Below are 20,436 nucleotides of genomic sequence, written 5' to 3' on the forward strand. Positions count from 1 at the left end.
GCTACTGGGATGGATCTTCGTGGGTCCTGCCGTCGCCGCCGCGCGGGGTTCGCGGGCCGGTCTGATCGGCTGTCTGGCCGGTCTGGTGAGCCGGGCCATCGCCGCCCGCCGCACCGGCGGGCGCTGCTGGCCCGACGCGGTGGCCCATCCGTTGTCCGTCTGCCTGCTGGGCCACCTGACGGTGCTGTCATGGTGGCGACGCGGGCGCAGCACTGCGCAGTGGAAGGGACGTCCGCTGCGGCCCGGGCCAGCGCAACCGGAAACGGCAGGACAGGCGGAACCGGGAGAGCCACCGGAACAGCCGTGCGTAGGGTCGGGAGCATGGCGGCGGTCGTGGTGGTCGGAGCGGGTGTCGGCGGGCTCGCAGCCGCGGCCAGGCTCGCCGCCGCCGGGCACCGGGTCACCGTCTGCGAGGCCACCGACAGTGTCGGCGGGAAGCTCGGCTGGTACGAACGCGACGGCTACGGGTTCGACACCGGGCCGTCCCTGCTGACCATGCCCGAGGTCTTCGAGGACCTGTTCACCGCGACCGGCGGTCCGCTCGCGGCCGCTGTCACGCTGCGCCGCCTGGACCCGATCGCCCGCTACCGCTTCGCGGACGGCACCACCCTGGATGCCCACTCCGACGAAGTCGCCTTCCTGGCGGAGCTGGACGCGCGGCTCGGGGCCGGCGCCGGTGAGCAGTGGCGCCGCCTCGACGCCCGCGCGCACCGTGCCTGGGCGGCGTCCGAACGGCCGTTCCTGCACAACCCGGTCTCGCTGCCGGCACTGGCCGGTCTGGCGGTGCGGCGCCCGGGGGCGCTGGCGGCCGTCGCCCCCGGCGCCACCCTGCGCGGCCTCGGCCGCCGGTACCTCACCGACCCCCGGCTGCGGATGATGCTGGACCGGTACGCGACCTACACCGGCTCCGACCCGCGGCGGGCCCCGGCGGTCCTGGTCACGGTGCCGCATGCCGAGCGCCGGTTCGGCGGCTGGTACATCCCGGGCGGGCTGCGCCTGCTGGGGCGGGCGATCGCCGGGCGGGCCGCCGAGCGTGGCGCGGTGATCCGCACCGGTACCCCGGTCGCCCAGATCACCCGGACACCCGGCGGGCGGGTGGACGGTGTCCGCCTCGCCGACGGCATCCTGCTGCCGGCCGACATCGTCATCTCCGGGGTCGACGCGGCGAGGCTCTACGACGGGGCGCCGGCCGAGCGCCCCGGACGGCGGGGCGCTCGCCCGCTCGTCGATCATCCGGCCAGCCGGCGGCGGCTGCGGCGGCTCGCCCCCTCGCTGTCCGGTTTCGTCCTGCTGCTGGCGCTCCGCGGGCGGACGCCCGGTCTGGCCCATCACACCGTGCTCTTCCCCGCCGACTACGACGCCGAGTTCGACGCGGTGTTCGGCGGCAGGCTGCCCCGGGACCCGACGGTCTACGTCGCTGCGCCGGACGACCCCGTGACCGCCCCACCGGGCGACGAGGCCTGGTTCGTGCTGGTGAACGCCAGCCCGCACACCCGCCCGCGGAGCGGCGACAGTGGCGGCGACGACGGCGACAGTGGCGGCGGCCTGGACTGGGACCGTCCGGGGCTCGTCGACGCCTACGCACGCCGGATCCTCGACCTGCTGGCGGAACGTGGGCTTGATGTCCGGGAGCGGCTGCGCTGGTACCGGGCGATCTCTCCCGCCGACCTGGCCCGCGCGACTGGTGCGCCGGGCGGGGCGATCTACGGCGTGTCGTCCAACGGGCCACGCTCGGCGTTCCTGCGGCCCCGCAACCGCTCCCCGGTGCCCGGGCTGTTCCTGGTGGGCGGCTCGGCCCATCCGGGTGGCGGGCTGCCGCTGGTCACCCTGTCAGCGAAGATCGTCTCGGAGATGATCGGGCCAGCCTGAGGCGGTCAGCGCCGCCCGCACCGACACCAGGTACTGGACGAGCCCGACGGCGCACACCGCCGCGGTGGCGACGGCGCCCACCGTGGCCACGGTGGCCGCGTGGTCCGGCACGAGACCGGCCGCCGCCAGCGCCATCGCCGCGAGGATGACACGGGTGGGGCGTTCCCCGACCGTCACGGTGCCGATCTCGCCGTGACCGGCCCCGGACGCCCGCGCCCGGACGTACTCCAGCATCATCAGCCCGGCGCCGGCCGCGGTGGCCAGCCCGCCCGGTGCGCCGACCAGCCACAGCGCGACCAGACAGGCGGCGTCGCAGACCCGGTCGGTGGCCGAGTCGAGCACGTAGCCCCAGCCGGTCACCCTGCGGCGCAGGATGGCCACCGCGCCGTCCAGGTTGTCCAGCAGCCCGCTGAGGATCACGACCAGCGGGCAGACCAGCACCCAACGGCCCCCCGCCCATGCGGCGGGTATCACCGGCATCGCGGCGGCGGCCGCAGCCGCCGTCACCGCCCCCGGCGCCACGCCAGCCGCCGCGAGCGGCCTGGCCAGGCGATATGTGAGCGTCAACCAGATACGGATCATGGCCGGACCGGTTCGCGGATCGTAACCACCGTGCAACGCGGCCCATTCGACCAGGTAGGTCTCCCGATCGGGGACTGGGGTACGCACGCCGTCCATCGTGCCCGCGCCGTAAGGTTCCGTCGTGGTATCCGACCAGCCGACCGGTGTCGTCGAGTCCATTGAGGATCTGGACCCCGATCGTGTATTCAGCGCCCACCGCGACCAGGTGATCCTCGCCGTGCGTATCACCCCGGTCTTCAACACTCTCGATCTCGGTCTGGTCACCGCCGTGGTCGACGCGGCGAACCACGCGGGATTCGCTCTCGTGCGGGAACAGACGTTCCGCGACGAATGGCTACTCTGTGTTTTTGACGCCTACGAGGAGCAGGACTGATCCGACCCGTACAGGCACGGAAAGACATCGGTTCCTGACACCTGGTGGCCGCGCGGGACCGGGTGCGAACCGGTCCCGCGACGGGGCGCCAGGGCAGGCGGATCGCGGCGTTCCGTACCGCCGCGCCCGTTCCGCCCGGGGCCGCGCGAACCGCGGCCACCAGGCTGTGGGCACGGGAAGGGCAAGCAAGCCTGCGGGTGAAGGATGAACGTGCCGGAGGTCAGGGGCGGATTGCCTGGTAGATCTCGCGCGTCGCGCTGGACCGGTTGAGCGTGATGAAGTGGAGCCCGGGCGCGCCGCCGGCGAGCAGCCGCTCGGAAAGCTCGGTCGCGACCTCGATTCCAAGGGCACGCACCGCGGCGGGATCGTCAGCGACCGCGTGCAGCCGCGCCGCCAGCGCCGCCGGGAAATCCGCCCCGGACAACTGCGCCATCCGCTTGATCTGCGCGACGTTGGTGACCGGCATGACACCCGGAATGATCGGCACCTCACACCCCAGCTGACGGACCCGCTCCACCAGCCGAAAATAGTCGTCGGCGCCGAAGAAGAACTGGGTGATCGCGAAATCGGCCCCGGCGTCGAGCTTTCTCACCAGGTAACGCGCGTCGGTGTCCAGGTCTGGCGACCGGGGGTGTTTGTCGGGGAACGCCGCGACCCCGACGCAGAAGTCGCCCAGGGAACGGACCAGCCGGACCAGGTCCTCGGCGTAGGCGAGGCCCTCGGGGTGGCGCACCCAGTCCGCCTGCGGGTCGCCCGGGGGGTCGCCGCGCAGCGCCAGCACGTTACGCACACCGGCGCCCGCGTAGCTCCCGATGACCCGGCGCAGCTCGGCGACCGAATGGTTCACGGCGGTGAGGTGCCCGATCGGAGTGAGGGTCGTCTCGGTGGCGATCCGCTCGGTGACCCGGATCGTCCCGTCCCGGGTCGATCCGCCGGCGCCGTAGGTGACGGAGACGAACGTGGGGTGCAGGGCCTCGATCTCACGCAGCGCCGTCCACAGCTGCCGCTCGCCCTCGGCCGTCTTCGGCGGGAAGAACTCGAAGGAGAAGGACGTACGACCCGACGCCAGACACTCGGCCACCGTCCTGGTCGTCGCCCGCGTCATGTTCCCGACCGCCGTCATGAGAGGGAGCCCTTCATGCAGAAGAGAGTAATCCGGCGGCGGTGATGTCCGGACACGGCCCGCCGGCTCCGGGCACGGCTCCCTCGGCGGCTCCGCCCGAGGCGCCCGCCGCGGCGGACCGGCACCCGGAACTCCCCTGAGGCCAGGCAGATCCGGGCGGAGCCCGGCGCTGAGACCAGCACTGAACCCGGCGTGGAGCCCAGCGCGGAAGCGGGACGCTGATCCGCCCGGCCCCAGCAACGACGCGGGCGTCAGATCCGGACGGGACCCTGGGGCGAGGCGGCCCTGATCCGGACCCTGCCGGCGAGGCTGCGCGCGAGCACCCGGCGGCCGGACCCGGGCACGCTCGGCAGCTCGACGCCTGCCAGCTGCGGGTTGCCGGTCTCGACCTCGATCCCGTAGTCGGCCTCGGGCAGGACGAGGGTCACCATGCCGTCGTCGCTCACCGCGGAGAGGTTGTCCGGTGGCCCGTCGAAGTGCAGGTTGACGTCGCCGGACCGGCTGCGGGCGTTGATCCGGGAGCCGGTGAGCTCACGCCCGGTGATGCCGCCGCTCTCGGTGACCAGCAGCAGATCACCGGCGGCACCCCAGAGAGTGATCTCCCCCGTCCGGACCTCGGCCCGGACCTTCGTCCCCCGCGGCAGCTTCAGTTTGGCCACCGCGTCGCTCGCCTTGCCGTCCAGCCGCAGCACCTCACCCGAACGGGTCATGGCGGGCCGGGCCCGGCCGGGCCGTCGCTTCGCGGTGAGCTCGATCCGGACGTCCCGGCGGTCGTACTCGCCGATCTCCACCCGGCCGGCGGCGAGCCGCACCTCGACGGCCCGCACCTCGTCCACCGTGGTCTCCAGCCGCTCCGGCGGCATGTGGAGCAGGACGAAGGCGCTCGCGGCCACCACCAGCAGCACGATGCCGAGCACGACGACAACGAGATCGGACACGACACCTCCGGACGCCGGAACCCTCGGCGGGCCCGCCTGTTCGCCGACGGTCGAACGCTACTCTTTCCCCCGGCCGGCGGACCGTGCCGGCCGGCCCGCCGACGGGTGAGAGGTTCAGCTCCCCCGCCCGTTCCCACCTCCCGCCCGGGGAAGGCCAGCCCACGCGGCCGGCCCGCCCGCCGGAACGGCGCGGCGGGGTCCCTCGCAGGTGGCAACCCGGCCGGGGCGACCCCCGCTCCCAGGTGGCCACGGAGGTGGCGGAGACTCCGTTGACCCGCGCAGGCGGGAGGCGCTCCGGTGCCCAGAACGGCGGGAAGGACGTCCATGCGAACGGTGGCCGGGCCGACGGACCATGTGGTGATCGTCGGGGCGGGGCTCGGCGGGCTGTCGGCCGCGCTGCGGCTGACCGGCGCGGGCCGCCGGGTGACCGTGCTCGAACGGGGCGACGCGCCGGGTGGGCGGGCAGGTGAGCTCCGGCTGGGCGGCTACCGCTTCGACACCGGGCCCACCGTCCTCACCATGCCGGAGCTGATCGCGGACGCCTTCGACTGCGTGGGCGAGGATCTTGACCGGTGGCTGGACCTGCGCCGCCTCGACCCGATGTACCGGGCGCGGTTCGCCGACGGCTCGGTGCTGGACGTCCGCGCCGACCCGGCGGACACCGAGCAGGAGATCCGCGACCTGTGCGGGCCGGCGGAGGCCGCGGGCTTCCGCCGGTTCACCCGCTTCGCGACCCGCATGTTCCGCGCGCAGCTGCGGGACTTCATCGACGCCCAGGTCGACTCACCCCTCGCGCTGCTGCRCCCCTCGCTCGCCCGGGTGGCGGCACTCGGCGGGTTCCGGCGGCTGGACACCGTGGTCGGGCGTTACCTGCGCGATCCGCGGACCCGCCGGCTGTTCTCCTTCCAGGCGATGTACGCGGGCCTGGACCCGCACGAGGCCCTCGCCCTGTACGCCGTGATCGCCTACATGGACTCGGTCGCCGGGGTCTACCACGTCGACGGCGGGCCGCACGCGGTGGCGGTGGCCATGGCCGCCGCCGCGACCCGGCACGGGGCGACCTTCCGCTACGGCACCGAGGTCAGCCGGGTCGAGGTCCGCGGCGGGCGCGCCGTGGCCGTCCACACCGCCGACGGCGACCGCGTGGCGGCGGACGTCGTGATCCTCAACCCGGACCTCCCCGTGGCCTATCGGGATCTACTTCCCCCGTCGGCCGCGCCGGCGCGACTCGGGCGGCTGCGGTACTCGCCGTCCTGTTTCCTGCTGCTCGCCGGGGCGCGGGTGGCCCACCCGGAGGCCACCCACCACACGATCCACTTCGGCAACGCGTGGCGGCGCACCTTCGAGGAAATCATCCGGCGCGGCGAGCTGATGAGCGACCCGTCCTTCCTGGTGAGCACCCCCTCGGTGACGGAGCCGTCCGCCGCACCGGCCGGGGCGCACAGCTACTACGTGCTGTTCCCCACCCCGAACCTCACGGCGCCGTTGGACTGGTCGGTCCTCGGCCCGCGCTACCGCGACGAGGTCGTCGCCACCCTGGAGCGCTCGGGCTATCCCGGCTTCGGCGCGGCGATCGAGGTGGAGCAGGTCACCAGCCCGGCGGACTGGCGCGAGCGCGGCATGGCCGCGGGCGCCCCGTTCGCGGCCGCCCACACGTTCTCCCAGACCGGCCCGTTCCGACCGGGCAACCTGGCGCCGGGCCTGGAGAACGTGGTCTTCACCGGGAGCGGCACCCGCCCCGGGGTGGGGGTGCCGATGGTGCTGATATCCGGCCGGCTGGCGGCGGAACGGGTGCTGGGCCGCGACCACGGCTACCGGTCACGGGCACTGATCGACATCAGCTGATTCCGGCAGGTGTCCAGCGCGTTTCCCGCCGGTATTAAGTGAGAAGTTCCTGAAGGCCACCTTAGAAGAGCCTTCCCACCGCACTATCCCGAGTCCTTGGGCACTCAATTCCGTCTGCTGTCTGGGAAGATGACGCCATGAACGAGTGGACGACCGATCCCGGCGTGGCGGCATCCGGCGTCGAGGTGCGGGCGCCCGCCGCAACGGGCTCGGCGGGCACCCGCCGGCCCGATCCGCCCACGAACGCCGCGGCCGACGACGCCGCGCTGCTGGAACGGGCCCTCTTCGAGGTCAAGAAGGTCATCGTCGGCCAGGACCACATGGTCGAGCGCATGCTGGTCGCCCTGATCGCCCGCGGGCACTGCCTGCTGGAAGGCGTGCCCGGGGTGGCCAAGACCCTGGCCGTGCAGACGCTCGCGACGGTGGTCGGCGGCTCCTTCGTGCGGATCCAGTTCACCAGCGATCTGGTTCCTTCCGACATCATCGGAACGCGGATCTTCCGCAGCAGCCGCGAGACGTTCGACATTGAGCTCGGCCCCGTATTCGCCAACTTCGTTCTCGCGGACGAGATCAACCGGGCTCCCGCGAAGGTGCAGTCGGCACTCCTCGAGGTGATGTCGGAACGGCAGGTCTCGCTCGGCGGGGTAACCCATCCGCTACCCCTTCCCTTTCTCGTCCTGGCCACCCAGAACCCGATCGAGTCCGAAGGCGTGTACCCGCTGCCGGAGGCCCAGCGCGACCGATTCCTGATGAAGGTGACGGTTCCCTACCCGACGTCCGGCGAGGAGCTGGAGATCGTCCGGCGGATGGGGGTGCGGCCGCCGACCGCCGAGCCCGTCCTCGACCCGGAGGCGCTCCTCCGGCTGCAGCACCGCGCCGACGACGTGTTCGTGCACCACGCGATCACCGAGTACGCCGTGCGCCTCGTGCTCGCCACCCGCGCACCCGCCGAGGTGAACCTGCCCGACCTCGCCGGGCACCTGGCCTACGGCGCCTCGCCGCGTGCCTCGCTCGGCCTCATCGCCGCCGCCCGGGCACTCGCCCTGCTCCGTGGCCGGGACTACGTCGTCCCCGACGACGTGGCCGCAGTCTGTCTCGACGTCCTCCCGCACCGCCTGGTGCTCTCCTACGAGGCGCTCGCCGAAGGGCTGACCGCCGAGGAGATCGCCGGCCGCATCCTCGAGGCGCTGCCCCACCCGCAGATCGCCCCCCGCCAGCAGAGCGCCGCGGACCGCGGCGGGCACTTCCCCCCGCCGCCGACGACCCACTCCGGCCGCTGGCGCACCGACCCCAGGACGGGCTTCCCCGAGTACTTCGACAGCGGGCCGGCCCAGTGACCACCCCCGCCGGGCGGCGCCGCGGGACCCGGCCAGAGGCACCGCCCCCGGACGATGCACCGCCCCCAGGCGATGCGCCGGCTCCCGGCCATGCGTCGGCTCCCAGGCACGCGCCGCCCCCGTCCCGGCCGGGCGTGCTCGTCCAGCCGTCGGTCACCTCGCCGTCGGTGGAGCGCACGCTGCGCCGGCTCGAGATCGCCGTGACCCGCCGTCTCGACGGGATGCTGCTCGGCGAGCACCTGGGCCTGCTCCCCGGGCAGGGCACCGAGAAGGCCGAGAGCCGCGAGTACCACGTCGGCGACGACGTCCGCCGGATGGACTGGGCGGTCACTGCCCGGACGACCGTTCCGCACGTGCACGACCTCGTCGCCGACCGGGAGCTGGAGACCTGGGCGCTGGTCGATCTGACGGCCAGCCAGGAGTTCGGCACCACCTCCCTGCGCAAGCGGGACCTGGCGATCGCCGCCACCGCCGCGGTCGGCTTCCTGACCGCCCGGACCGGCAACCGGATGGGTGCCGTCGCGCTCACCCCGACCGGCCCGCAACTGATTCCCGCCCGGCCGGGCCGCCAGGGGCTGCGGAGCCTGCTGCGGACCCTGCTCTCCGTCCCGGAAGGCGCTCACGACCGGCCGGCCCGGCAGCCCGATGCCGGCGCGGCCACCGACCTCGCGGCGGCGATCGCCGAGCTGGACCGCCCGCGCCGCCGCCGTGGTCTCGCCGTGGTCGTGAGCGACTTCCTCTCCACCGACCTGAGCTGGGAGCGGCCGATGCGGGTGCTCTCCGCCCGCCACCAGCTGCTGGCCGTGGAGGTCCTCGACCCGGCCGAGCTGATCCTGCCATCGGTGGGTCTGCTGCCTGTCGTGGATGCCGAGACCGGCGCGTTGGTGGAGATCCCGACCGGATCCCGGCGGGTGCGCGACCGGTACCGCGAGGCGGCAGCCGAGCACCGGGCCCAGGTGGAGCTCGCGCTGCGCCGGGTCGGCGCGGCACACCTGGTCCTGCGGACCGACTCGGACTGGCTGGTCGACATCGTGCGCTTCGTCTCCACCAGCCGGACGACCCGCGGCGCCGCGCGCCGGGCGCCGGCCGACCGCGGGAACCTCGGAGGCACCGGGAGGGTACCGACGCCGGCGGCCCGCTCCGGTGCCGCCGGCCGCCCCCGCGGCCTCGCCGGGCGGGTGGCCCTTCCTTGAGCTTCCTGGCTGGCCACTGGCTGTGGCTGTTCGTGCTGGTGGCCGCGCTCACCGCGGCCTACATCGTCCTGTCGCGGCGCCGCCGTGTGTACGCGGCCCGGATGTCGTCGACCGCGCTGCTGTCGAGCGTGCTGCCGCGGCGGCCGCAGTGGTGGCGTCGGCATGTTCCGGCGGCGCTGCTGCTGCTCGCCCTGGCCGGCCTGGTCATCTCGCTGGCCCGCCCGGCGCGGGCCGAACGGGTCCCCCGCGAGCGCGCGACGATCATCCTGGCGATCGACGTGTCGAACTCGATGGCGGCCACCGACATTCAACCGACCAGACTCGAGGCCGCCAAGCAGGGCGCCGAGGCCTTCGTCGACCAGCTGCCGCCGCGCATCAACCTCGGGCTCGTCTCCTTCGCCGGCTCGGCGGCCGTCCTCGTCCCCGCGTCGACCGACCGCGAGGCCATCCGCTCCGGCATCCGCGGGCTGCAGCTCGGCCCGGCGACCGCCGTCGGCGAGGGCATCTTCGCCTCCCTGCAGGCGATCGCCACCGCCGGGCAGCGATTGTCGGACGAGGGCCAGCCGCCGCCCCCCGCGGCCATCATCCTGCTCTCGGACGGCGAGACCACCCGCGGCCGGCCGAACGCCCAGGCGGCCACGGCGGCGAGGGACGCCGAGATCCCCGTGGACACCATCGCCTACGGCACCTCCGACGGGAGCCTCGACGTCGGCGGGCAGGAGATCCCCGTACCGGTGAACGAGGACGCGCTGCGCGAGCTCGCCGAGCAGACCGGCGGTTCCTACCACCGGGCGACGTCCGGTGACGAGCTGGAGTCGGTCTACCGGGGCCTGGGCAGCTCGATCGGCTACCGCACCGAGTACCGCGAGATCACTGGCTGGTTCGTGGGACTCTCCTTCCTTCTCGGGATGGGCGCGGCGGCCCTCTCCCTGGCGTTCGCCTCCCGCCTGCCCTGACGGACGGAACGGCCGGCTACGCTTGGCTGCTGTGGGCGGTCTGCGCGGCGAGCTGGACGCCGCCGGCATCTCCGGGGAGCACCTGCGGGCGTCGTACCGCTGCGCCCGCGAGCTGAACGCCGCCCACGGCCGCACCTACTATCTGGCCACGCTGCTGCTGCCCAGGTGGAAGCGCCCGCACGTGCACGCGCTGTACGGCTTCGCCCGGTACGCGGACGAGATCGTGGACGATCTCGACGCGGACCTGTCCGACGAGGCCAGGGCRCAGCGGCTGCGGCAGTGGGGCGACACCTTCCTCGCCGCGCTACGCTCCGGCACCGACGACGTCGGCGGCATCGGCGGCACCGGCGACACGGCAGGTACCGGCGGCGGGGCGGGGGCTGGCGGGCTGCCAGGCACGGCGGAGCCGACCGTGCTGCCGGCCGTCCTGCACACCACCCGCCGGTTCGGCCTGCCGGCGGACTACTTCGAGGCCTTCCTGACGTCGATGGCCATGGACCTGACAGTGTCCAGCTACGCCACCTGGGACGACCTGATGGTCTACATCCACGGCTCGGCGGTCGTGATCGGCCTGCAGATGCTGCCGATCCTCGAACCCGTCCACGGCGCGGCGGAGCCGTACGCTCGTGACCTTGGCGTGGCGTTTCAGCTTGCGAACTTCCTTCGGGACGTCGGTGAGGACCTGCGGCGCGGCCGGGTCTACCTGCCGCAGACGTCGCTGGACCTGTTCGGCGTCACCCGTGAGCGTCTGGCCACCGGCGTCGTCGACGGGCCGGTACGGCGCCTGCTCGCCCATGAGATCGCCCGCGCCCGGGAGCTGTTCCGCTCCGCCCGGCCTGGCATCCGGCTGTTACACCCGACGTCCCGGGACTGCGTCTGGACGGCGTTCCGTCTGTACGGCGGCATCCTCGACGAGATCGAGCGGGCCGACTACCAGATCCTGGACCGACGGGTCACCGTCGGGGCGGGCCGGCGTCTGGCCGTCGCCGGCCCCGGGCTCGTCCGGGCCGCCCGCTCCCGCCGGGCCGGGTCCGACCGAACCAGGTCCGACTGAAACCGGACCGGGCGGAGCCGGGTGTGGCTTAGCCGGCCCCCGGCCCCGGCCTCCGGCCGCCCGGCCCTCAGCCCCGTGCCACCCGCCTCCGCGCCGCGCGGATCAGAGCAGGTCGCGCCCGCCCAGGTAGGGCCGCAGCACCTCCGGGACACGCAGCTGCTGGTCCGCGGTCTGGAAGTTCTCCAGGATCGCCGCCAGCAGCCGCGGGGTCGCCACCGCCGTGTTGTTCAGCGTGTGCGCGAAACGGATGTTCCCCTCGGCGTCGCGGTACCGCAGGTTCGCCCGCCGGGCCTGCCAGTCGTGCAGCGTCGAGCAGCTGTGCGTCTCCCGGAAACGGTCCAGCGTCGGGAACCAGGTGTTGATGTCGTTCATCCGGTACTTGCCGAGGCCCATGTCCCCGGTGGCGCATTCGACGACCTCGTAATGCAGGCCGAGATCGGTCAGAATCCGCTCCGCGGTGGCGAGCAGTTCCGCGTGCCAGCGGGCGGATTCGGCCGGGTCGTTCACGCACAGGACGAACTGCTCGACCTTTTCGAACTGGTGCACCCGCAGCAGCCCGCGGACATCCCGGCTGGYGCTGCCGATCTCTCGGCGGAAGCACGGCGAGATACCGGCGTACCGGATCGGCAGCTGGCTGGCCTCGAGAATCTCCCCGGCATGCAGACCGACCAGCGCCACCTCGGCGGTACCGGCGAGAAAGGCGTTGTCGGCGGGGATCTCGTAGATCTCGTCGCGGCCCTTCGGCAGCATGCCGGTGCCGACCAGCGGCGCCTCCTTCACCAGCGCGGGCACCGACACCGGGGTGAAGTCCTGGCCACGCAGCAGGTCCAGCGCGTAGGAGTGCACCGCCCGCTCCAGCATGACCAGATCGCCGACCAGGGCGTAGGCCCGCTCGCCGGAGATCCGCCGGGCACGGGCGAACTCGGCCCAGCCGCGCCGCTYGGCGAGCTCGGTGTGGTCCAGCGGCGTGAAGTCGAACTCCGGCCTGGCCCCCACCGTGCGGATGACCACGTTCGCGGACTCGTCCGGCCCGACCGGCGCGCCCACCCAGGGAATACCCGGCACCAGCAGCATCAGCTCGGCAAGCCGGGCGCTGGTGCGGGCCAGCTGCTCGCGCAGCTCGCGGAGCTGGCGGTCGAACTCGGTGTGCTCGGYGCGCAGCTCCGCCCGGCGGGCCTCGTCGGCCTTGGCGAACTGCTTGGCGAAGGACTTGCGGCGCGCCTGAGCCTCGTCGACCTCGAACTGCAGCTTGCGGTTCTCCTGGTCGAGCTGGAGAAGCTCGTCGACGTCGAGGTCGACGCCCTTGAGACGGACGGCGTCCTTCACAACGTCGGGATTTTCCCGGATGAAGCGCTTGTCGAGCATCAGTTCGTGTCAGCCTTCGCGTCGGATCCTGGGGCGACGCTATCAGCCACGTCACGACCGCCGCCGTACCCTGTGTGACGGAAGTGGGCTACGGACGGACGCCCTGGACGGACGCCTCGCACGGCCGCCACCGACGGACGCCTCGGACGGACGCCTCAGACGAACACGGAGCGGGAGGCCTGCGAGGGTGTCGAGCACGAGGGAACGGCGGGCGCGTGAACTGGCCGCCGCGCGGATGGCACGACAGGCGGAGCGCCGGCAACGGGCCGTGGAGCGACGACGACGCCGGCTGAGCGTGGTCGCCGCGGTGGTCCTGGTGGCCATCGTGGCGTCGGTCACGGCGCTGCTCCTTGTCACCGCCGGATCGGACGACGACGAGGTCACAGCCACCCCCGAGTCCGCCCCGAACGCGTCGGCCGCCCCGGCCCTGCCGGCCGGCGAGACGAGCAAGGTGGGTGACTGCGTCTACACGGCCTCCGGTGAGGCGCCTTCCCGCGAGGTCGGGCTGCCCGCAGCCGCGCCGGCGGTGAACCGCAGCCCGGCCACGATGGTCATCACCACCGACCAGGGCACCATGACGGCCACGCTGGACACGGACAAGGCCCCCTGCACCGTCAACGCGCTGCGCACGCTCGCCGAGGCGGGCTTCTACACAGACACCCCCTGTCACCGCCAGACCGGCGGCGCCGACGCCGGCATCAGTGTCCTGCAGTGCGGCGACCCGACCGGGACCGGCACGGGAGGGCCCGGCTTCGGCTACGCCAACGAGAACACCGAGGGCGTGAACTACAACCGGGGTGTGCTGGCCATGGCGCACAGCAGCCAGCCGGACAGCAACGGCAGCCAGTTCTTCATCAACTACGCCGACCCCTCCCAGCAGGGGGCGTCCGCCCTGGCCGGCGGCTACACCGTCTTCGGCCACATCACCGAGGGCCTCGACGTGCTGGACAAGCTGACCACCCCGGGCGTCAGCGGCGGCGGGTCCGACGGTGCGCCGACGAGCGGGGCGAAGATCCAGTCGATCCAGATCACCCAGGAGCCCTGACCCTCCCGGCGCCCGCCCTCCGTCGGCAGCAGAGCGCTGGATGGTCCCAGCCCGGCAGGGTCCCTGCCGGGCTGGGACGCCACCCGCCTGGGACGACCCGTCTGGGACGACCCGTCTGTCCGAGAGGCCGTCCACCGGGACACCGTCCGACGCAGAGGCCGTCCGCCGCTATCCCGCCCAGCGGCGGACGGTGTCGATCCGGGCCTGCAGCTGGGCGGCGCTGGCCTGCGCACTCGGCGGGCCGCCGCAGGCCCGGCGCAGCTCGGCGTGGATCATGCCGTGCGGCTTGCCGGTGCGGTGGTGATGGGCGGCGACCAGTTTGTTCAGGTCCTTCCGCAGCTCACCGATCCGTTCGTGGACGGGCCGCTGCTCCGCCTCGTCGGCGGCCTCGCCCGCCCTGGCCGCCGGGATACCCGGCCCGGCCGAAGCCGCCGGGGGTGCCGCCGAGGACCGTGCGGCGGCTGCGCGCTGGGCGGCCTCCCGCTGCCGTAGCAGCGTCGCGACCTGGTCGGGCTCGAGCAGGCCGGGCAGGCCGAGGAAGTCCTCCTCCTCCAGCGACCCGGACTGGGCCGGTGTACCGAACTCACCACCGTCGAAGATCACCCGGTCGAGCTCTGCGGACGAGTTGAGCGCGGTGAACAGCGTGTCCTGCTTGTCGGGGGTGTCGCGCCGCCGGTTCGCCTCGCGCAGCGCGTCGTCGTCGAAGGCGTCCGGCTCCCGCTGGGGCTTGTTCAGCGCGTGGTCGCGCTGGGCCTCCATCTCACCAGCCAGGGCGAGCAGCGACGGCACGCTGGGCAGGAAGACGGACGCCGTCTCCGAGCGCCCGCGCCCGCGGACGAACCGGCCGACGGCCTGGGCGAAGTACAGCGGGGTCGAGGCCGACGTGGCGTAGACACCCACCRCCAGCCGGGGAACGTCCACACCCTCACTGACCATGCGGACCGCGACCATCCACCGGTCGGCGGACTCGCGGAACGAGGCGATCTTCGTGCTGGCGGTGGGGTCGTCGGAGAGGACCACGACCGGGGACGTCCCGGTGATGCGGCGCAGCAGGCCGGCGTAGGCCCGGGCGTTGGTGTGGTCGGTCGCGATGACGAGCCCGCCGGCGTCCGGCATGCCACCGCGGCGGACCTGGGAGAGCCGGGTGTCGGCAGCGGCCAGGACCGCGGGCATCCAGTCGCCCCGCGGGTCGAGGGCGGTGCGCCAGGCGGCCGCGGTCTGCTCGTTGTTCAGCGGCTCCCCGAGCCGCGCGCTCAGCTCCGCGCCGGCGCTGGTGCGCCAGGACATCTCCCCCGAGTACGCCAGGAAGAGCACCGGACGGACCACACCGTCGCGCAACGCCTCGGCGTAGCCGTAGCTCGAGTCCGCGACGCTGCGGATCACCCCCTCCGCGTCGGGCAGGTAGGTCACGAACGGGATGGGGTTGACGTCCGACCGGAACGGCGTTCCGGTCAGCGCGAGCCGGCGGGCGGCCGGGCTGAAGGCCTCCCGGACCGCCTCGCCCCAGGAGAGCGCGTCTCCCGCGTGGTGGATCTCGTCCAGGATCACCAGGGTGCGCCGCGCGGCGGTACGCATGCGATGCAGCGCCGGGTGCGCGGCGACCTGGGCGTAGGTGACCGCCACGCCGGTGTAGTCGGACGCGGTCGCACCTGCGGCGTTGCGGAAGGTCGGGTCCAGGTCGATCCCGGCGGCCGCCGCGGCCACCGCCCACTGCCGCTTGAGGTGGTCGGTGGGCGCGACCACGGTCACCGCCCGGATCTCGCCGGCGGTCARCAGCTCCGCGGCGATCTCCAGGGCGAACGTCGTCTTGCCGGCGCCCGGGGTCGCCACCGCGAGGAAGTCGCGGCCCCCGGATGCGCCGCGTGACCGGTAGATGTCGAGGGCGGCGCGCTGCCACGCCCGCAGCGGCCGGGCCCCCGCACGCGCACGGGGACCTTGGGGCAGGGGACCAGCTCTCACGACATGAGACTCTATGGCCGCGCACCGACCGGCCGACGGCGCCGCGCGCCCGTCACTGCCCGCAGCAGTCCGGTCTGGTCCGTACGATGATTTGTCGGTTTCCTGTCATCGAAGGACCACACAGGGGGTATCACCGACTTTGCTAACGCAAGGTTAAGCTCCTGACGTCAACCGCTTGACTCGGAGGTATCGATGGAGCGCCCGGCAGGATCGTCGGCGGGTCATACCTCGCCGAGGACGACGCAGCCGAACGACCGCAGACCGGCAACCGCCGGCGTGGCCCGTACCCCGAACGTCCGGCTACGCACCTCACGGGAGGAACGCGGCTGGTCCCAGGAACGTCTGGCGAGCGAGATCCGGCGCTTCTCGGTCATCCACGAGGGCCGCGAGGCCGGCGTGACCGGAAATATGATCTGCAAATGGGAAAAGGGCGACAAAAAGCCCAGTCTTCGCTACCAACGACTGCTGCGCGCCCTGTTCGAGCGTTCCTCGGCCGAGCTCGGTTTCGTCGACGACGATCCCAGCACCGGTCTGGCCGGCCTCCGCGCCGCCCCCGCCGAGCGGGCCTCCCGGGAGATCGGCAGCCCTGCCGGCACACTTCTCATCCAGACCGAGAACGGGGCCGATCCGGCCGGTGACATTCCCGTCGAGCGCCGCGGCTTCCTCCGGCTGTTCGCCGCCGCCGGAGGCGTCGCCGTCGTCCCGCTGAGCACGGCCGGCGCCGACAACGCGCCGTGGGAGCGGCTGTCCGCCGCCCTGCGCCGGCGCACCACCGTCACCCCGGAGCTGACCGACGAGCTGAGCCGGTGCACCGCCGGGCTGTACAGCCTGGAGGAGCGCGTTCCAGCCCGGGCCCTGTTCCCTCGGGTCACCGGGCATCTCGGCACGCTCACCCAGCTCCTGGAGTCCAGCGGCCGTTCCCCGGCCCGCCGCGACCTCGCCTCCACGGCGGGGGAGACCGCCGCGCTCGCCGGCTGGCTCGCGTTCGACATGAACGACGTTCCCTCCGCGCTGGCCTACTACCGGGTCGCCATCGAGGCGGCCCGGGAGGCCGACGACAGCGCGCTGTGGGCCTGCGTGCTGGGCTACGAGAGCTACCACAGCGCCGGCATCGGCCGGCACGACCAGGCCTGCGCGCTGCTCGCCGAGGCCCAGCGCCGCGCCGCGAACGGCAGCACCGTCATGACGAAGGCCTGGCTCGCCGGGCGGGAGGCCGAGGAGCAGGCCGCCCGCGGCGAGGGCCGGGCCGCGCTCGCCGCCCTGGACCGCGCCCAGGAGTCGTTCGACCGCGCGGACGACGGCGACCGGGTCTGGACGCAGTTCTTCGACCGCGGCCGGCTGGACGGCATCAAGGTCACGACCTACACCCGGCTGCGCCGCCCCGCAGCGGCCCACGCCGCCGCGACCGAGGCACTACGGGCGACCTCCCCGCACAGCGGCACGAAGAAGCGATCCCTGCTGCTCGGTGACATCGCTGAGGTCCATATCCAACGGCGGGAGATCGAAGCGGCGACCCAGTACGCGGCCGAGTCGCTGGCCATCGTCGCGGCGACCGACTTCTCGCTGGGGCTGACCCGGATCCGGCGTGTGCGGGAACATCTGCGCCCCTGGCAGAACACCCAGGCGGTGCGGGATCTGGACGAACAGCTGCGAGCCCTGGTCTGAGTCAGCCCGCGCTCGGCCCGGCTCCGCGAGGATCAGCTCCGGATCGACGGAGCGGTCTCCGCGGTGATCCAGTCCAGATAGTCGACATGGCCGGACACGATCGGAGTCGCGATGATCTCCGGCGTCTCGTAGGGGTGCGCGGCGGCGAGCTCCGCGATCAGGTCGGCCACTCGCTCACTCGTTGTTTTGGCGAGACACAGCCATTCGTCGGACTGCTCGATCTCGCCGTTCCACCGGTAAGTACTCCGAATCGGCCCGACCACCTGGAAACAGGCGGCAAGGCGCTGCTCGACGAGTGCTCTGCCGATACGGTCCGCGGCGTCTGGTGAGTCGATGCTCGTGATGACCTGAAGGTATCCCACGCGTACTCCCACCCATAACCGATGGCTACGCAGGATACTCTACATCGCACACCCAGCATGACCGTTGATTTTTTGCCGATGACGGCGGGTGGCACATTAGATACAAGCCCGACTAGTTCCGGAATGGCGGGTCGCTTGTTTCGGGTCAAATCGACACGGAGCGCGTAAATCATCCCCAGGCGCCCGCCCGCCACGTCACCCCGTCGTCTGACACGCCCGGTAACAGTCGTAGACCCCGCCGACACTCCGTACCGCTGCCAGCACCCGGTCAAGCTGGTCAGGACCGGTGACCTCGATGGTGAAACGGGCGTGCGCCACCCTGTCCTCCGACGTCGACGTCGACGCCGCCCGTACCGAGGCCGAGGTGTCGGACAGGACCTCGGTGATATCTGCCAGCAATCCGTAACGGTCGAAGGCCTCCACCGCGATTTCGGTGGGGAAGGTCTGACTCTCCGCAGCGGTCCATCCCTGTACGGTCACCTGTTCGCGTGATGCCGCCGACGCGGCGGCGTTCGCGCATTCCTGGCGGTGCAGGGAGACCGCGCTGCTGTTGCCCGCGAAGCCGACCACCGTGTCCCCGGGGAGCGGAAGGCAACATCGGGCCAGACGCACCGGCACGTCAGTGCCCCCGATCTCGGCGAAGCCCGCCCAGTTCTGCGTTCCGCGGCGGGTGGAAGCATGCGTTGCGGCAGCACCGCCCGATTCACGTCCGCGCGTGCCGCCGGCCGCGCCCGGCCGTTCCTCGCGCCTTCCCGACCCGGCGCGCCGCGCCCGGCGCCCGGCGCGGGCCGGCCCCGTCTCCGCGGCCCCATCGGTCTGGTCAGTTCCGCCCGTCCCCGCGACCGGTGCGGAACCGGCCTCGGTCGGAGGGCCGTCGAGAACCGCCGGTCGACCGGACGTCGCTCCCCCGCCACCGCCGACAGCCCCGGCGGTGGCGGCGTTGGCGAGCGCTACCGCCGCGCCCGCGCCGGTGCGGATGCCCGCGGGCGCCCCCGGGCGGCCGACTGCGCCGTGCGGGCCTGTCGCTCGGGCGGGGGGCACCTGGTCGCCGCCCCGGGAGCCGGCATCGCCCGCAGGCCGCGCTACGGGCCCGCCCGACGAAGCGCCCGAGACACCGGAAACGGCGGAGACGGCGGGAGCGCCGGCCTGGGTCGCGCGAGCCTGCGCGTCCCGGCGGGCGCGGGCCAACCGCTTGCGGATCCGGACCCGCGCGCGGGACGTCCGCACGAACTCCAGCCAGTCCTCGCTCGGACCCGCGCCGGGCAGATTCGAGGTGAGGATCTGCACGACGTCGCCGTTGCGCAGCCGGGTGTGCAGCGGCACCAGCCGGCCGTTGACCCGGGCTCCGATGGCCCGGTGGCCGACGTCGGTGTGCACCGCGTAGGCGACGTCCACCGGTGAGGAACGCGCCGGCAACGCGATCATCTTGCCCTTCGGCGTGAAGGTCAGCACCTCGTCGGAGTTGAGGTCCGAGGAGAGGGATTCCAGGAACTCGCCCGGGTCGACGGTGTCGACCTGCCAGTCGAGCAGGCTGTGCAGCCAGGAGAGGCCTTCGAGACGCGCGCCGTCCGCGCCCGGGCCGACCGGCTTGGCCACGATGCCGGTCTCGGCCAGGCGGTGCATGGACGGAGTGCGGATCTGGATGTCGACGGTGCGCCCGGCGTCGTCCGTCACGCTGGTGTGCAGGCTCTGGTACATGTTGAACTTGGGCGTGGCGACGAAGTCACGCAGCCGGCCCGGTACCGGTCGCCACATCCCGTGGATGACGCCGAGGGCCGCATAGCAGTCGGTGATGTCGTCGACGAGGACGAGCACCCGGACGATGTCGTTGTAGTCGCGGGGCGGCCGGCCGCGCTCCTGGGCCCGTTTGTGGATCGAGAAGATGTGGCTGGTCCGGATGGACACGGAGCCGCCGACCCGGGCCTCGGCGAGCGCGCCGCGCAGCTGCGCGACCATCCCGCCCAGGACGCCGCTGGCCCGCTCCGCGGCAGTGAAGTCGTCGACCATCCCGGAGATCTGGCGGTGCTCCTCGGGGTTGAGCACCGCGAACGACCGGTCCTCCAGCTCCCGCTTGATCACGCTCACGCCGAGACGGTGCGCGAGCGGCGCCAGGACCTCCAGGGTGACCCGCGAGATCTTCTGCTGCTTGGGCTCCGACATGAATCCCAGCGTGCGCATGTTGTGCAGCCGGTCAGCGATCTTGATGACGAGCACCCGGTAGTCGCGGGCCAGCGCGACGATCAGCTTGCGCAGGGTCTCCGCCTCGGCGGCCTCGCCGAACCGCATCTTGTCGAGCTTGGTCACCCCGTCGACGAGGTTCGCGACCTCGCCGTTGAACTCCTCGGCCACGGCGGCCAGCGAGTAGCCGGTGTCCTCGACCGTGTCGTGCAACAGCGCGGCGATGAGCGTGGTGGTGTCGACACCGAGCTCGGCGAGCACCTCCGCGACAGCGAGCGGATGGCTGATGTACGGGTCGCCGCTGCGCCGGATCTGGCCGGCATGCAGGTCGTCCGCCACCGTGTAGGCACGGATCACCGCGGCGATGTCCGCCTTCGGATGGAAGTCCCGGTGCGCCTCGACCAGGTCCCGCAGCTCCGGGGGCACCTGCGGGGTGCGCGGCGCGGCCATCCGACGGGCCAGATGCGCCAGGCGCATACTCGCCTGCCGGGCGGCGGCCACCGTCCGGGAGTCGACGTCGCCGTCCGCCCGTGCCAGCGCGGGCGAGAAGCCGCCCGCCGGAAGACCCGCTCCCGCGGCCTCAGCATTCACG

The 20,436-nt window shown here is 73.0% G+C and carries 16 protein-coding genes; 9 read left to right on the forward strand and 7 right to left on the reverse strand.

What is annotated here, in order from left to right:
• Window positions 1-321: 321 nt before the first annotated feature.
• Window positions 322-1,869, forward strand: a complete 1,548-nt coding sequence (locus CC117_RS06200; protein ID WP_071082779.1) for a phytoene desaturase family protein — start codon at window positions 322-324, stop codon at window positions 1,867-1,869.
• On the opposite strand, the gene CC117_RS06205 is transcribed toward CC117_RS06200, so the two are convergent.
• Complete coding sequence (locus CC117_RS06205) at window positions 1,831-2,547, reverse strand: CDP-alcohol phosphatidyltransferase family protein (protein WP_241829877.1); 717 nt, start codon at window positions 2,545-2,547, stop codon at window positions 1,831-1,833. The two genes, CC117_RS06200 and CC117_RS06205, sit on opposite strands and share 39 nt — an antisense overlap.
• Window positions 2,548-2,572: 25 nt before the next feature.
• On the opposite strand from CC117_RS06205, the gene CC117_RS06210 reads away from it, so the two are divergent.
• The gene (locus CC117_RS06210; RefSeq protein WP_018634988.1) at window positions 2,573-2,824 is read left to right on the forward strand and encodes a hypothetical protein; all 252 of its coding nucleotides are present in this window, start codon (window positions 2,573-2,575) and stop codon (window positions 2,822-2,824) included.
• 220 nt (window positions 2,825-3,044) lie between these two features.
• Here CC117_RS06210 and metF read toward each other — a convergent pair whose 3' ends face one another.
• A complete protein-coding gene (metF, locus tag CC117_RS06215) occupies window positions 3,045-3,947 on the reverse strand; it encodes a methylenetetrahydrofolate reductase [NAD(P)H] (protein WP_071082781.1) in 903 nt (300 codons plus the stop codon).
• Between the two features lie 251 nt (window positions 3,948-4,198).
• Complete coding sequence (locus CC117_RS06220; RefSeq protein WP_071082782.1) at window positions 4,199-4,885, reverse strand: DUF4097 family beta strand repeat-containing protein; 687 nt, start codon at window positions 4,883-4,885, stop codon at window positions 4,199-4,201.
• A gap of 324 nt (window positions 4,886-5,209) precedes the next feature.
• On the opposite strand from CC117_RS06220, the gene crtI reads away from it, so the two are divergent.
• From crtI to CC117_RS06245, 5 genes are all read left to right on the forward strand, one after another.
• The gene (gene crtI, locus CC117_RS06225) at window positions 5,210-6,730 is read left to right on the forward strand and encodes a phytoene desaturase family protein (RefSeq protein WP_071082783.1); all 1,521 of its coding nucleotides are present in this window, start codon (window positions 5,210-5,212) and stop codon (window positions 6,728-6,730) included.
• Between the two features lie 137 nt (window positions 6,731-6,867).
• Window positions 6,868-8,067, forward strand: coding sequence for an AAA family ATPase (locus CC117_RS06230; RefSeq protein ID WP_071082784.1), 1,200 nt, complete (start codon window positions 6,868-6,870; stop codon window positions 8,065-8,067).
• A gap of 134 nt (window positions 8,068-8,201) precedes the next feature.
• The gene (locus tag CC117_RS06235; RefSeq protein ID WP_071082785.1) at window positions 8,202-9,260 is read left to right on the forward strand and encodes a DUF58 domain-containing protein; all 1,059 of its coding nucleotides are present in this window, start codon (window positions 8,202-8,204) and stop codon (window positions 9,258-9,260) included.
• A complete protein-coding gene (locus CC117_RS06240) occupies window positions 9,257-10,216 on the forward strand; it encodes a VWA domain-containing protein (RefSeq protein WP_071082786.1) in 960 nt (319 codons plus the stop codon). Before CC117_RS06235 ends, CC117_RS06240 begins: the two co-directional genes overlap by 4 nt.
• Window positions 10,217-10,247: 31 nt before the next feature.
• Window positions 10,248-11,270, forward strand: a complete 1,023-nt coding sequence (locus tag CC117_RS06245; RefSeq protein ID WP_071082787.1) for a phytoene/squalene synthase family protein — start codon at window positions 10,248-10,250, stop codon at window positions 11,268-11,270.
• A 102-nt stretch (window positions 11,271-11,372) separates the two neighbouring features.
• On the opposite strand, the gene serS is transcribed toward CC117_RS06245, so the two are convergent.
• Window positions 11,373-12,635, reverse strand: coding sequence for a serine--tRNA ligase (gene serS, locus CC117_RS06250; RefSeq protein WP_071082788.1), 1,263 nt, complete (start codon window positions 12,633-12,635; stop codon window positions 11,373-11,375).
• 187 nt (window positions 12,636-12,822) lie between these two features.
• Between serS and CC117_RS06255 the strand changes: the two genes are divergently transcribed.
• The gene (locus CC117_RS06255) at window positions 12,823-13,680 is read left to right on the forward strand and encodes a peptidylprolyl isomerase (protein WP_071082789.1); all 858 of its coding nucleotides are present in this window, start codon (window positions 12,823-12,825) and stop codon (window positions 13,678-13,680) included.
• Between the two features lie 168 nt (window positions 13,681-13,848).
• Here the strand turns inward: CC117_RS06255 and CC117_RS06260 are convergent, their stop codons facing one another.
• Window positions 13,849-15,639: a DEAD/DEAH box helicase gene (locus CC117_RS06260; protein WP_071082790.1), complete on the reverse strand. Its 1,791-nt coding sequence runs from the start codon at window positions 15,637-15,639 to the stop codon at window positions 13,849-13,851.
• 192 nt (window positions 15,640-15,831) lie between these two features.
• Here CC117_RS06260 and CC117_RS06265 point away from each other — a divergent pair, with 192 nt between their 5' ends.
• The gene (locus CC117_RS06265) at window positions 15,832-17,304 is read left to right on the forward strand and encodes a helix-turn-helix domain-containing protein (protein WP_071082791.1); all 1,473 of its coding nucleotides are present in this window, start codon (window positions 15,832-15,834) and stop codon (window positions 17,302-17,304) included.
• A gap of 32 nt (window positions 17,305-17,336) precedes the next feature.
• On the opposite strand, the gene cutA is transcribed toward CC117_RS06265, so the two are convergent.
• Together cutA and CC117_RS06275 are read right to left on the reverse strand one after the other, a co-directional pair.
• Entirely contained in the window at window positions 17,337-17,666 is a 330-nt protein-coding gene (gene cutA, locus CC117_RS06270) for a divalent-cation tolerance protein CutA (protein WP_071082792.1), read from the reverse strand.
• A gap of 195 nt (window positions 17,667-17,861) precedes the next feature.
• A complete protein-coding gene (locus CC117_RS06275; protein ID WP_071082793.1) occupies window positions 17,862-20,435 on the reverse strand; it encodes a RelA/SpoT family protein in 2,574 nt (857 codons plus the stop codon).
• Between the last annotated feature and the right edge of the window lies 1 nt (window position 20,436).

The organism is Parafrankia colletiae (genome assembly GCF_001854655.1).
In the GTDB taxonomy this organism is placed as follows: Bacteria; Actinomycetota; Actinomycetes; order Frankiales; family Frankiaceae; genus Parafrankia; species Parafrankia colletiae.